The sequence below is a fragment of the Pseudomonas sp. LBUM1672 genome, assembly GCF_059695655.1.
In genome coordinates, this window is sequence record NZ_CP166781.1 from 3,212,143 (window position 1) to 3,225,723 (window position 13,581).

Annotated in this window: 10 protein-coding genes; 4 read left to right on the forward strand and 6 right to left on the reverse strand. The window is 58.0% G+C overall.

What is annotated here, in order from left to right:
- Positions 1–40 precede the first annotated feature (40 nt).
- The 5 genes from ACA053_RS14600 to ACA053_RS14620 are packed head-to-tail and all read right to left on the reverse strand — an operon-like array spanning position 41 to position 5,810.
- Positions 41–1,543: a glycoside hydrolase family 32 protein gene (locus tag ACA053_RS14600; protein WP_497396090.1), complete on the reverse strand. Its 1,503-nt coding sequence runs from the start codon at positions 1,541–1,543 to the stop codon at positions 41–43.
- Positions 1,540–2,685, reverse strand: coding sequence for an ABC transporter ATP-binding protein (locus ACA053_RS14605; protein ID WP_497396092.1), 1,146 nt, complete (start codon positions 2,683–2,685; stop codon positions 1,540–1,542). The genes ACA053_RS14600 and ACA053_RS14605 overlap by 4 nt, the downstream gene beginning before the upstream one ends.
- A 27-nt stretch (positions 2,686–2,712) precedes the next feature.
- Positions 2,713–3,555, reverse strand: a complete 843-nt coding sequence (locus ACA053_RS14610) for a carbohydrate ABC transporter permease (RefSeq protein WP_109631296.1) — start codon at positions 3,553–3,555, stop codon at positions 2,713–2,715.
- Entirely contained in the window at positions 3,552–4,514 is a 963-nt protein-coding gene (locus ACA053_RS14615; protein ID WP_109631298.1) for a carbohydrate ABC transporter permease, read from the reverse strand. Before ACA053_RS14615 ends, ACA053_RS14610 begins: the two co-directional genes overlap by 4 nt.
- Positions 4,515–4,535: 21 nt before the next feature.
- Positions 4,536–5,810 (reverse strand): ABC transporter substrate-binding protein, encoded by a 1,275-nt coding sequence (locus ACA053_RS14620; RefSeq protein WP_497396169.1) that lies wholly within the window; start codon positions 5,808–5,810, stop codon positions 4,536–4,538.
- 168 nt (positions 5,811–5,978) lie between these two features.
- Here ACA053_RS14620 and ACA053_RS14625 point away from each other — a divergent pair, with 168 nt between their 5' ends.
- Positions 5,979–7,544, forward strand: coding sequence for a carbohydrate porin (locus ACA053_RS14625; protein ID WP_497396094.1), 1,566 nt, complete (start codon positions 5,979–5,981; stop codon positions 7,542–7,544).
- 90 nt (positions 7,545–7,634) lie between these two features.
- Here ACA053_RS14625 and ACA053_RS14630 read toward each other — a convergent pair whose 3' ends face one another.
- Entirely contained in the window at positions 7,635–7,880 is a 246-nt protein-coding gene (locus ACA053_RS14630; protein WP_256597418.1) for a hypothetical protein, read from the reverse strand.
- A gap of 448 nt (positions 7,881–8,328) precedes the next feature.
- On the opposite strand from ACA053_RS14630, the gene ACA053_RS14635 reads away from it, so the two are divergent.
- The 3 genes from ACA053_RS14635 to ACA053_RS14645 all read left to right on the forward strand — a co-directional run bounded on the left by ACA053_RS14635 (position 8,329) and on the right by ACA053_RS14645 (position 13,565).
- A complete protein-coding gene (locus tag ACA053_RS14635; protein WP_497396096.1) occupies positions 8,329–9,204 on the forward strand; it encodes a hypothetical protein in 876 nt (291 codons plus the stop codon).
- Between the two features lie 1,127 nt (positions 9,205–10,331).
- The gene (locus ACA053_RS14640) at positions 10,332–13,229 is read left to right on the forward strand and encodes an ATP-binding protein (RefSeq protein WP_497396098.1); all 2,898 of its coding nucleotides are present in this window, start codon (positions 10,332–10,334) and stop codon (positions 13,227–13,229) included.
- Positions 13,230–13,349: 120 nt separating this feature from the next.
- Positions 13,350–13,565: a hypothetical protein gene (locus tag ACA053_RS14645; RefSeq protein WP_497311548.1), complete on the forward strand. Its 216-nt coding sequence runs from the start codon at positions 13,350–13,352 to the stop codon at positions 13,563–13,565.
- Positions 13,566–13,581 lie beyond the last annotated feature (16 nt).

Genomic DNA, 13,581 nt, shown 5'->3' on the forward strand with positions numbered 1-13,581 from the left:
GACACATGGCCCGCGCTTCTCGCGACTCGAATGAGGCTGCTCATAGCCATCCCGAGGCAAGAGGCCATGCCCTGGGAATCGAGACACGCCCGCCGGTCCCGCTTGCGAGAAGCTTTACACCCAGACTATCGCGTTGTGGATAGATGCGACTGCTGAGGCTGAAGCGCCCGTTTTCGTCGAACACCTCAATGGACGAGCGATCGAGGAACACACGCAATGCCAGCAACGCTTGTGTCGGGTCTATCGCCACGCTGCGCTGACCGGTGACTTGCGCACCCGAGCGGTTGCGGTCCAGCACCAGGCGCTGCAGCGCCGCATCGTAGTAGAGCAGGGTTTGTTCATCGCCATCGTCGCTGCAGCGCAACGCGATTCCCAGGTGGCCGTCGGTACAGCCGAGTAAATCCAGGTTCACATGGATTTCGAGCATATCGCCGTTCACTCCTGGCACCCACCGGGTGCCCGACGCCTCCCACCACGGCGTGCTCGGCAATAGCGTCTTGCGCAGAGCGGTGAGCTCCCGTGCGGGAAACACGCACAGGCGATCTGCGCACAGTTCAAGTTCGCGTGGCAATCCGAGCATGCCGCACCAGTGATGGGCCTGGCTCGGCATCGGGCTGTCCCACATGTCGAGCCACGCCCACACGAGGCGCCGACCATCGGCGGCCAGTAGCGTTTGCGCTGCATAGAAATCGTGGCCGTTATCCAGTTCGATAAAAGGCCCACCCATGAAGTGCCAGTCGCTGTCGAGTCGACCCACGCGATAACCCGTCTGGTACTTGTTGAGCCGTTCGTAACCTTGGGATGACATGCCTTGGGGGGAGTACAGCAGCACATCGCTTCCGTTCAGTCGGAACAGATCCGGGCACTCCCACATATAGCCATCGCCCTCGCTGCCACCGGCCACATAGTCAAGGAACTCCCAGACGTGCAGATCCGTGGAGCGGTACAGCGGGAGCACCGGCCTGTCGCCCAGACGTGCGCCGGCAATGAGGTACCAATAGCCATCCTCCTTCCATACCTTGGGGTCACGAAAGTGCATGATCGTGTCTTGCGGTGCGGTCTCGATGACGGCGCCATGCTTGACGAACCGGACGCCGTCGATGCTGGTGGCCAGGCACTGGACCTGACGGATGAAGCGCTCGTCACCCACTTCCCCCAGCCAGGTGTGCCCCGTGTAGATCAGCGCCAGGGTATCTCCGCACACCACCGCACTACCGGAAAAGCAGCCGTCACGGTCGAATTCATCGTCGGGTGCCAGCGCAATGGGCAGGTGCTGCCAATGAACCAGATCGGCACTCTTGGCGTGCCCCCAATACATCGGCCCCCATTTCGCTTCGAAGGGGTAATGTTGATAGAAAACGTGATATTCGCCACGAAAGAACACGACCCCGTTAGGGTCGTTCATCCAGCCTGCCGGGGGGGCGATATGATAACCGGGGCGATAGTCCTCGATGACGCGAGACAGGCCGTCACTCAGCGCACGCTGCGCAAGGTCAAGGGTAGAAGGCATTGGATCGCTCATGTGATTCGAAGACAAGGTCATAGGGCCCGTGCTCGGACTGAGCGCAGAGAGACATCATTCGGCTGGTTTTCCATGGCTTGTGGGTGGCGCTCCAGGGCCGTGCCGTCGTCGTCGAACAGGTGCAGGTTGTCGATGTCCAGCTGCAGTTCGACCCGATCGCCCACCTGCCATCCGGCGTTGACCTCGCAACGACAGATCATTGACTCGTCCTGCCCCGTTTCGAGGTGCACATACGTTTCGCTGCCCAGGTATTCGACCCCGATCACGACGATGCCGACGGCTCCATCAGCCTTTTTGAGCGAAATGTGCTCCGGGCGAATCCCCAGGCTCAACAACGTCCCCGCCGCCAGGTTCGAGCTGTCGAAGGGCAGGGTGGTCATTCCCAAAACGGGGGTGTCGACCTCGCTTGTTTCGCCCGGGGCATGCAGGCGCGCCGCCATAAAGTTCATTTTGGGTGAACCGAGAAAACCGGCCACAAAGCGGCTCGCCGGGCGCTCATAGAGATCGCGCGGTGAGCCGACCTGCTCTACGTGACCGCCATTGAGCACAACAATTTTGTCGGCCAGGGTCATCGCTTCCACTTGATCGTGGGTGACGTAGATCATGGTCGAGCCCAGTCGATCATGCAGCCGGGCGATTTCGTTGCGCATCTGCACCCGCAACGATGCATCCAGATTGGAGAGCGGCTCATCGAACAACAAAATGTCCGGCTCCCGTGCCATGGCTCTGCCCATTGCCACACGCTGACGCTGTCCTCCAGAGAGTTCTTTTGGTTTGCGTTGCAGCAGTTTGTCCAACTGAAGGATTTGCGCTGTTTTCAGCACGCGCTCGCGCAGGCTGTTCTTTTCGGTCTTGGCCAGCTTGAGGCCAAAGCTGATGTTGTCGTAGACGCTCATGTGCGGGTACAGCGCATAAGACTGAAACACCATGCCGACGCCACGCTCGCGCGGTTCCAGGTCGTTGACCCGTCGCCCGTCGATCAGCAGGTCGCCGCCGCAGATCGAATCCAGTCCGGCGATCAGTCGCAGCAGGGTCGACTTTCCGCAGCCCGACGGGCCAACGAACACCACGAATTCACCCGCCGCGATTTCCAGGCTGACATCGCGAAGAATCCGCATGCCGCCCAACTGTTTGTTCACATTATCCAGTTTCAATTTGATCACGATGCTGTTCCTTGTAATTGTCGGGCATCAACCCTTTAACGCGCCGGCAGTGAGACCGGAAACGATACGGCGCTGGAAGATCAGCACCAGAATCACTAACGGGACGGTGACCACCACCGAGGCGGCCATCAACAACCCCCAAGGCAACTCATGAGGGCTGCCGCCGGAAATCAAGGCGATGGCGACCGGCACCGTGCGTTGTGTGTCGGTGAGGGTGAAGGTCAGGGCAAACAGGAACTCGTTCCACGCTGCGATGAAGGCCAATAAGCCCGTGGTGACCAGTGCGGGCCAGAGCAGTGGCAACAGCACGCGGGTCAGCGTGACCCAGGGGGACGCTCCGTCCATGATTGCTGCTTCTTCCAGCTCATGGGGCAGTTGGCCCATGAACGTGGTCAGCACCCAGACGGTGAAGGGCAGGGTGAAAATCGTGTAGCTCAGGATCAATGCCCAAGACGTGTTGTACAGGCCCAGGGCGCGAATCACTTCGAACAGCCCCGACAGCACAGCGACCTGGGGAAACATCGACACGCCTAGAACCATCATCAAGACCGTGCCACGTCCACGGAATTTCACCCTTCCCAAGGCATAGGCGGCGGTGACACTGAGGAACAACGCCAGCGTCACAACGCTAAGCGCAACTACCAGCGAGTTACCGATAGCCCGCAGGAATGAGGCTTGGTGGAGTACCGCCGCGTAATTGGAGAAGTCGGGGCTTTCGATCCAGTAGCTCACCTGGAACAGGGCACTGGATGGCTTCAGCGAAGTCACGATGGCGTAGTAGAAAGGGAAGACCGCATACAGCAGCAAAACCCCGATCAGACACCAGAATCCGAGGCGCAACAGCGCCTTTTTGAGTAGGCGCAGGCTCATGACCGAACCTCCATTTGACGGCGTCCGAGGTAGAGATAAAGCATGGCGATTGCCGCAACGACCAGAAACAGCAGAGTCGAGGCCGCACTGCCATAGCCAACATCCTGGAACTCCACCAAGTGTTGGCGGGCATAGACCGACATGCTCATGGTGCTCGAAGAATTCGAGGTCAGCACATAGATGACGTCGAATACCCGCAGGGAATCGAGGATGCGGAAGATCGCCGCCACCAACAATGCAGGCATCAACAGCGGAAGCGTGACGCGCCAGAACACTTTCAATGGATGAATGCCATCGACCCTGGCGGCTTCGTAACAATCGCTCGGCAACATCTGCAAGGCGGCCAGCATCAGTAGCGTGACAAAAGGTACGGTCTTCCAGACGTCAACGATGATGACTGCCCACATCGACAGATCCGCATCTGCTGTCCAGGCCAAGGGGGCATCAATCAGACCGACGCTCAGCATCATGTGATTGATGATGCCGAACTGGTCGTTGAGCATCCATGACCAGATCTTCGCCGAGACAATGGTAGGAATCGCCCAAGGAATCAGAATCAACGCACGCACCAAGGAGCGGCCGGTGAACTTGATGTTCAACAGCAACGCCACCAGTAGCCCCAGGACGACTTCCAGTCCTACCGACACCACGGTGAAATGCAAGGTGTTGCGCACAGCGTTCCACCATTGAGGATCAACCAGGATGCCCGACCAGTTGGAGCCGTTGTGGAACAGATAATTGCTCAAACCTATGAAGGTTCCGCCACCGGTGTCCGCCAGGTTGGCATCGGTCAGACTGAACCAGAATGTCCGCAGCAGCGGCCAGGCGGCCACCAGGGTCAGACACAGCAACATGGGTGTCAGAAACAGCCAGGCGGCGCGTACTCGGCGGCGCTGTACAGGCGTTTCCCTGGTGAGCAGCAGCTCGTCACAGGGGGCATGGATAGTAGAGACAGACATGGTGATTTCCTTCCTTGTGGCTTACCAGTTCCGGCGTTTGATGCGCGTGAGTTCGCTTTCCAGTTCAGCCAGCGCCTGATCGACAGGCAACTCGCCCGCCAGCACGCCATGCACTCGATCGAAGAACGCGTTGGAGACCCGTGGATAGCGATCGGCGGTTATTGACGCGGGGCGCATGACCCCTTGGTTGAGAATGCTGAGGAGTTGACTGTAATAAGGCATGGCCGCGAGCAACTCGGGATCCTGATAAAGCGACTCGATAACCGGGTTATAGCCACCTACCAAAGCTCGCTGTTTTTGCTGCTGGGCACTGGTCAGGTAGGTCACCAGTTCTGCGGCAAGTTTTGGATGGGCGCTGTAACGCGATACCGCCAGACCCCAACCACCGAGGGTGGAGGCATGGGTGCCGGACATGCCGCCGCGGGGCAGGGGAGCGACGCCGACTTTATCTTTTACGGCACTGTCCTGGCTTTGTACCAGGGCCCAGACATAAGGCCAGTTCCGCATGAACAACGCATTTCCCGACTGGAATACGCCACGCCCTTCTTCCTCGGTGTAGTTGAGTACGCCACGCGGGGAGATGTCTCCTACCCAACTTTTCGCCAGGGCCAAAGCAGTTCTTGAGGCCTGACTGTTGACCACGATATCGCCTCGTGGGTTGACCAGTCCGCCTTCCGGTTGGCTGCTGATCCACTCCAGCGCATTACACGTCAGCCCCTCGTAAGCGCGCCCCTGAAAGATGTAACCCCATGCATTGGGATTCCCGGCGGTGCGCTCTGCCTGTTGAACATCCCTGGCGGTAGCGGTCATTTCCTCCCAGGTCTGGGGAACCTGCTTGGCGTACTTCTCAAGCAAGTCCTTGCGGTAATACAGCAGGCCCGAGTCGGTGAACCACGGCATCGTCACCAGCCGTCCATTCACTGTGGCGTTATCCACCTGTGCCTGGAAGTAACCGTGAGTGGCGTTGGCGGGCAGCACCTCACGCAGATCCATCAGGTGTTTGGCCAGCATCCCCGGCCACACCATATCGATCTGAATGATGTCGATGTCGCTGGACTGCGCACTGAGGATTTGTTGGTAGAACGACAACCTCTCGGTCGCCGAGTTAGGCGTGGAAACCACCTCAACGTTGTTGCCGGTCTGCTTCGACCAGGCCTCGACAGCTTCCTTGCACAATTGTAATTCCGCACCCACTGCACCGCACGAGATCGTCAAATCGGCCGCGCTCGAGAGCGATGGCAGCCCGGCACAGAGGGTAAGCAGTGCTGCTGGAAGGATAGATTTAAGCAGTTTCATAAAGCCCTCTTTATTTTTGTTTTTAGAAAAGTTAACGTTAACATCGCCAAATGTAGCAGCGTATTTGCGATGAGGCATCCTTTTTTTCGTCGATTGCGACAATTCGCAACTCACGAAAAATGGCCGGTCGCGGGAACAAAACAATAAAAACAAAACAGGGAAATCCACATGCAGAAAGCACCAGGCTGGCTACTCGCAGGCGTGCTCGGCACCTCGGCGGCAACCTCTCAGGCCGCGACTCTGGAAGAACGCATGGCCGCGTTTGAAGCCCGTGCCGCCGCAGCGGAAAAGCGCGCAGCCGCAGCCGAACAGGTAACCCAGGCACTCGCCAGGGAATTGCAGCAGATCAAGCTCGCCACTCCCGCCTCGCAGCCCGTTGCGTCCACTGCGACAACCATTGCGGCGCCCAATTTGGACACCCGGCTGGCAAAACTCGAAGCCCGTCAGCAAAGCATTGAGAAAGAGAGCAGTACCGCACACCTCACTGACGGGTTCAGCTTCAAGGGCTACGCCCGTTCCGGATTGCTGATCAACGATGGGCTGGGTGGTGGTCGTGGAGGACCTTATACAACCCCGGCCGGTTCAGTCGGTGGCGCCGTCGGGCGACTCGGCAATGAAGACGACACCTACATGCGCATCGACCTGTCGAAAGAGGCCTATGCGCAGAACGGCACCCATTCCAAATTCACGGTCTCCATCGCCGATGGTGTGGAAAGCTCCAATGACTGGACGGCCGACGAGAGCAACCTGAACGTACGTCAGGTCTTTACCGAACTCGATCATCTCGCTGCATTCAAGGGTAATTCAGTGTTCGAAAACTCCACCTTGTGGGCAGGTAAGCGCTTTGATCGAGATAACTTCGATATCCACTGGCTGGACTCGGACGTTATCTATCTGGCTGGTACCGGGGGTGGAATCTACGATGTGCAGATGAACAAGAATTGGCGCTCGAATTACTCTTTGATCGGGCGTAATTATGGGGATTTCAGTGAAGGCGGCATCAACGCCGATGTGGAAAGCTACATTCTGACCTCCAACCAGTTCTTCGACAGTGGTCAGTGGCAGTGGATGTTCAATGGCATTGGCTCAAAGAAAAACGACGTTGGCACTCGCAGCAATGAAGCAGGCCTGACGCCTGCGGATTCTGGCTTGCACAGCATGCTGGCCAATCACCAGAAAAACTTCTTCGGCCGGGAAGGCTTCTTCAAAACAGCACTGCTCTATGGGCAAGGTCTGGGGGCAGAGGTCAAGAACGTCGGCTCGGATGGGGAGCTGATTGACGATGCCCGCGCTCTACGTCTGGCACTTTACGGCGAGACTCCCATTGCGCCTGGTTGGCGCATCGGTCCCAGCTTGTTGGCCGAACAAAGCAAGGATAGATACGTCAAGGGTGACAATTACCGCTGGATGACCCTGAACATGCGTTTGGCCAATGAAATCAACAGCAATTTTGAGATGGCCTACGAAATGAGCTGGCAAACCATGAACCTCGACCCGAAGGGGTATCTACAACGTAATGCGGTCGACGGTAACTTCTGGAAATTCACGATCGCCCCGACATTTAAACCTGACGTAGGAGACCTGCTCACACGTCCTGAATTGCGTGTGTTCGCGAGCTTCATGAATTGGTCTTCGGATCTGGACAGATACAGTTCCTCAGACTCCTTCGGCAAGACGGACTTCAACGCCGGAGGTGTATGGCAATACGGTATACAAATGGAAACCTGGTTCTAATGTTTGAACGCGTCGGCCAACACGCCTCGAAAAAGAGGAGGAGGGTGACGCGTGTTCTTGATCTGCTGATCAGGTCTCCGCGAACCTCCATTACTGTCGAGTCGGCTCCAGGCTGCCCGGGAACGGATTCTTCCCGGCGCCCGGGCGAATCAGTGTGCGAACGATCTGAAGTCGCGTATCTGTCAGGCTGCGGAAAATTTGCCGTTTCAGATTGCCGATCAGGGCGACCAGATTGTCGGCTTGACGACCGCTTTGGAGCCAGATGGCGTAACCGTCCTGTAAAGCCAGAATCGCCTCGAAGTGGCAGGCCAGGATTGCGTCATCAATTGAGGTCACTCGCGCGTAGATGTTCCGCCGCTGTGTTGTAAGCGCGGTGCCTGAGTTTTAGTTGGACGTAGATGAACGGAACGAGTGTGGGCACCGGCGCCGCATCTTCAGTCTGCATGAGCAGCGGTGCGCGCTGACCTGAAGAGAAACGGCATTCAATGACTCGCCGTGAATACGTTGCACATGGCCCGTTGAGGGAGTGGGCGTCAGTAGCGGATTCGTAGAGTCAGTGGCTTAGACAGCTCATGAACAAATCCACCATGACACATGATTTAACATAATATACATTATGCGAATGGAAGGCTTGTTCCTGAGTGTTGCGTTACGCAGGAAATTACCTAGGCTCAACTGCAACGCTTCCTGCCAGAAGGAGCAGCTTCAGCTGTTGCGCTTATGCCCATTGTTCGTTTGAAAGACAATTCCGTGCCATCCGGACTCATTGGTTGGTTGCTGACCGATGACCGTGGACGACCACGCTATTGCGTCGACAGTCTGGTCTGCACTGGACGGTGCGAGCTTGGCGCCGTCCACACTACGAACCCAGCTGTCCGTCATCGAACAGCTGTACCAGTCGGCCAAACGGCTGTACCAGGCTGACTGCCTTGATCGCTTGATTGCGGAGCTCAAATTCGATGAGCTTGAAGCCTGTCTTGAGACATTTTTCATCACGGCCAGAAATCATGGTGCCCAGACTGCCGCCAACTACCATCCCAACTGGCGTGTGGCCTACGTTTTCGTCAAAAGTTGTGTTCAGTGTCTGGTGAAAAGTCATGCCGATCCTGACATGCTTTGGCTGCTGAGCATGCGCCTGGAGCGTCTGGAGAAGCTGTTTGACTCGCTGGGTATGGCGCCCGCGCCGCCGGCAGAAATTGTCCGAGCGTTGCCAAGCCCAGTGCTGGATGAGTTTTACCAGATCATTGATCCGTACTCGGTTCGTAATCCCTTTAGAAACAGTACGTTACGCTGGCGCAATTACGTATTCGGTCGCATCACACCGCACGACATGCGGCATACGTGCGCCACGGTCAGGCTGCATCAGTTTGTAGAAAATGGTGACGACCTCGAGATGGCCATCCAGCGTCTGCGTGCCTTTTTTGGCTGGGCCCGCACCTCGGATATGCCGCGACGGTACGCACGAGCTTTTTTTGAGGGTCGCTTAGCCACCGTTTGGAATCATGCATTTGACGTCCATCAGCCATCTGCGCTCCTAAAAGGGGCAGATGAAGGAGCAGCGCATGCAGCGGAGTCAGTCGGGCTTTCTCGGTATCGCGAGACTGATAGAGGCGTTGGCTCCCCTGCCTCCCCTGCCCTCTGTAATCCGTTATTGGGATGATTTTGCAGACTGCTGGAAAACAATAAGAATTCCCACGGAAAACATATTGTCATTCGAGGTTAATGGTGAATTCCTAAGATTCGACTTCAGTTCCTTTGACGGAGAATTGGTACACCTAATGAAGCTGTGGCTTGCTCGTTCCGTTTCTGAATTGGCATGCGCAACCGTTAAGATATTCCAAGCACTGCAAAGGCTCGATAAATGCCTTATATATACGACGTTAGAACCCTCACTAATCCCAACCCTAAGTATCGATGATAAGCGGCGTCGTGAAATAGTTACAGAGTGTAATAATCATCAGCTAAGCGCGCTCAAGTCGTTGCTATTATTTTGTTGCGGTCAATCCTTGGGGCTTCTGAGCAACGATTCCAGACCTCGAATTGCATCACTTCCTCAACACACCGTGGACAAATACGCCAGTGTCCGGAGTGGTGATGTATTTCTTGATTTGTATTTGATTATCTGGACTCGCTCAATGACACCTCAAGACATGATCTGGCATACCTCAAAACCCCTCTTTTAATTTGCGTTTGTATTTTATGTATTTGCTAGCAGCTTGCAATGCGTCCCAAACAGATCGCCAAACTTAAAGTCGAACATCTGAATATATTTAATTTTGAAAACTCCGTCAGTGTGCAGTTGCGATTTTTTTCGAGGGAAACAACGCAAAAGCACAGCCCCTTTAACCAGCACGTCGACGGCGGCGGGAGGCAATTCGCAAACTTTCTTGTTGTTGTTCATCTCGGGCCCTTGTTGTGATTGAAGTCGTGAGACGCGAGGTCTCATCGTCAGGCGAGGTCAAGGTATTCAATATTGAGATATTTTTCAATTTTGATGTTTTTGTCATTGATTTTTGGGATCATGCTCAAGCCGCGACGGGGCCAAGGGGCGAGCCGAATTGCGCGGCGTGAACCGAGTATGCGCGTGTGCCAGTTTCCGACCGGCGACGCTTGGCTTCAGCACCGATCAGCGTTGTCATTGGAGTAATGGCTCAAGACTGCCGAGGTTGGAGAGCCGTTGATTCAAATGGCTGGTCGATAGGGAAGTCGGGCACACCGGTTTTCAGCATCGACCCCCCTGTGAAGCTTCGCGGCGCACAACCCTGTTTTAGTCTTTAGGAATCAACCGTGGCACGTCCGCAGCCCCACCCAGATCCAGTCTTGCTCTGCTGCTTCGAATTCGAGCTCGACGAGTCCAACGCCTGCTTGTTGCGTAATGGGGAACCCGTTGCAGTTGCACCAACGCCTTTCACGTTGTTATGCGTGCTGGCACGCCAGCCAGGGTCGCTGGTGACCAAGGATGCCTTGCTTGATGCCGTGTGGGGGCATCGGTTCGTCAGCGATTCGGTCCTGAAAACGGCCATCAGCGATCTGCGCAAGGTGCTGGGCGACGACCCCAGGCATCCTCGTTTCATTGAGACGGTGTCGCGGCGCGGCTATCGCTTCATCGCCCCACCCTCCTCCGCACTTTTGCCGCCGCCTGCATCCGCGACGGTTACAGCGGCCGGCACACCTTCGTCACCGTCATTCATCGGTCGCACTGACGAGGTTGCGAGGTTGCAAAGGGCCTGGGAGCGGGCGAATGGCGGCCAGCGCGCCGTGGTTTGGCTCGCCGGCGAGCCGGGGATCGGCAAGACCACGTTGATCGAACATTTCCTCACTGGCCTTGGCGACATCGCCTGCGCACGCGGCCATTGCGTGGAGCACTACGGCGCCGGCGAGCCGTATCTACCGGTGCTGGAGGCCTTAGCCGATCTGTGCCGCAACGACCCTACCCTGCCGGCCCTGATGCGTGCCGTGGCACCGACCTGGCTGTTGCAACTCCCGTGGCTGAGTACCGCGCAGGAGAAAGACGCGTTGCGGCGTGAGCTCGCCGGCGTCGGCCCGGATCGCATGCTGAGGGAAATGGGCGAATTGCTGGACCGCTACACAGAGCAGCGCCCGCTGATGTTGGTAACCGAAGACCTGCACTGGAGCGATCGGGCGACAGTCCAGCTCATCAACTATGTGGCGCGGCGACGTGGCGGCACGCGGCTGATGTGGCTGTCGAGCTTCCGCCTGGCCGAGGTGGTTGCACTCGATCATCCCCTCAGCTCATTGCGCCACGAACTGCGTCTGCAACGTCTGTGCGAGGAAGTGGTGCTCGATCCGTTCTCGGAAACCGAGGTCGCTGACTATGTGGCGCTGCGTTCGGCCTCGCTGGCGTGCGATGAAGCCTTCGTGCGCGCCCTGCACGAGCGCACTGACGGTGTGCCATTGTTCGTTTCGTCAATCACCATTGAAGTGATGGACCCAAAGGACGACAAAGCCACCATCGAGGCTCGACTTAAGGATCTGGCGGTTCCCGAAAATCTCGCAGCCATCATTGATCACTACATCGCCAGACTGGGTCCGGAGCAACTTACCCTCCTCTCGGCCGCAGCGGTGTGCGGGGTCGAATTCCGCATCGAGACGGTTTCACTGGCCCTCGAGCGCGACCTCGCTTCGGTGGCCCACGCCTGTGAAGAGCTGATACGCGAACAGGTATGGCTCATACGGTCGCGGGCCACAGAAGTTGAAGAGACGGAAGAGCTACCCCACTCCTTCCGACATGCGCTCTTCCGCCAAGTGCTGTACGACCGCACGCCGCGCTCATTGCGCACCCAACTCCACCGCCAGGTTGGCGCTGCCCTCGAACGCGAGCGCACGGCCGGCGTGCCGGTTGCTGCCCCGGAGCTGGCGATGCACTTCGACCGCGCTCGGCAGCCGCTGATTGCGCTGCGTTACTACGCCGAGGCAGCAGAAGCCGCGCTACTGCACTTCAGCCCGGACTTGTGCATTGGCCTCACTGAGCGCGCCTTGGTTCTGTTGATGCAGGCTCCCGAAGGGACGGAGCGCAATGCCCTCGAAATTACCCTGGCTACGCTGCAGGGTGTTTCGGCTTTCCACATGTTCGGTGTCGGCAGCGAAGCAAAAGGCGCCTTCGAACGTGCCTACAGGCTGCTGACGGATGTACCTGAGCACCCCATGCGTGGTCGCCTGCTGCACGGATTCGGCTATCTGCTTGGTCTGCGCGGCGACTATGCGTTGGCGCTCGAAGTGGCGGAGCGTGCCGAAGCCCTCTCCTGCGACGCAAATGATCAAGAGCTCATGCTGGCGGCGTGCATCGTCCAGGGCGAGGTGCATCACCTCCAGGGACGCACAAAAACGACTCGCCGCTGGCTGGAACGCGCCCTCGCGATCGCCGAACCGCTGGACATCGGGACGAACGAAGTTTTTGCGGCTGATCCTCAGGTCATGCTGCACGGCATGCTGGCTATAGAACTCGTGCGTTCGGGTCTGGTTAAGCAAGCCCGAATCCACCTGCAGCAGGCGCGGGCACGCGCGCAGGCGTTGCGCCAACCCATGACCTGGCTGGTCGCCGCCTGGCAGGAGGTGTTGATCGAGGTGCGGATGGGAAACCACATGCGTGTGGCTGCGCTGGCCGACGACATGCAGGCGCTGGTCGATGAATTTTCGCTCGCACTCGGGCGAACGGCTTGCCGCTGGTGGCGCGGCTGGGCCGACGCGCGCAACGGTGCACCGCGCGACGGCTACCGTCGCATCCGTGAGGCCTATGAAGAACACACCGGGCTTGGAATGCGCTCCGGTGCCAGCGAGATACTCGGCTACGCCACCGAGGCGCTACTGCTCGCAGGTGATTGCAATGCAGCGCAAGTCGAGTTGCAGGAAGCATTTCGGGTGGGCGAGGAACTGGGCGAGCGCGTCTACCTGCCGCAGCTATTGCTGCTGGAGGCAGCGATCGCGCGAGCACAGGGTCAGCCCGACGCCAGCATCGCTACGGTGCGGCGCGCGGTTGATGAAGCTCGCGCCCAGGAAGCACCGTGGCTGGAGCTTCAAGCGCTGGTCGAACTGTGCGAGCACCCTGACGCTACGGCCGAGGACCATCTGGCATTGGCGACGCTGGTTGACCAGTCGCCGGAAACTGACGGAACCGAGCTGGCGAAACGTGCGCGCTCGCTGATTCACGCTGCCAGGCCGGCGTGAAGCGACGCGATTGCTCTGCAGTAAGGATCACTGTCCCGACCGAAGTCTGACCTTTCGCTTACGACTCGCCCCAGAGGGCCGCTTACGCTGTCGTCGAACTTTCCTGCCCCCTGGTCTGCGATGATCCTGAACCCTGAATCCAAGTACCCGAGCCGCCGCTCTTACGTAGTGAAGCTGCGCAGCGACGCCGCGCCGGGGGCCCTGGTGGGCCGCCTCGAAAACCTGGTCACCGGACGACAGCGCGAGTTTTCGTCCGCCGAAGAGCTGTTGGAGTCGATTGCCTCGGACCTCGCGTTGACAGCCGGCGAGCACACGGCAGATACCGGCGGCGAGTGACGCCTCCACCACGAAC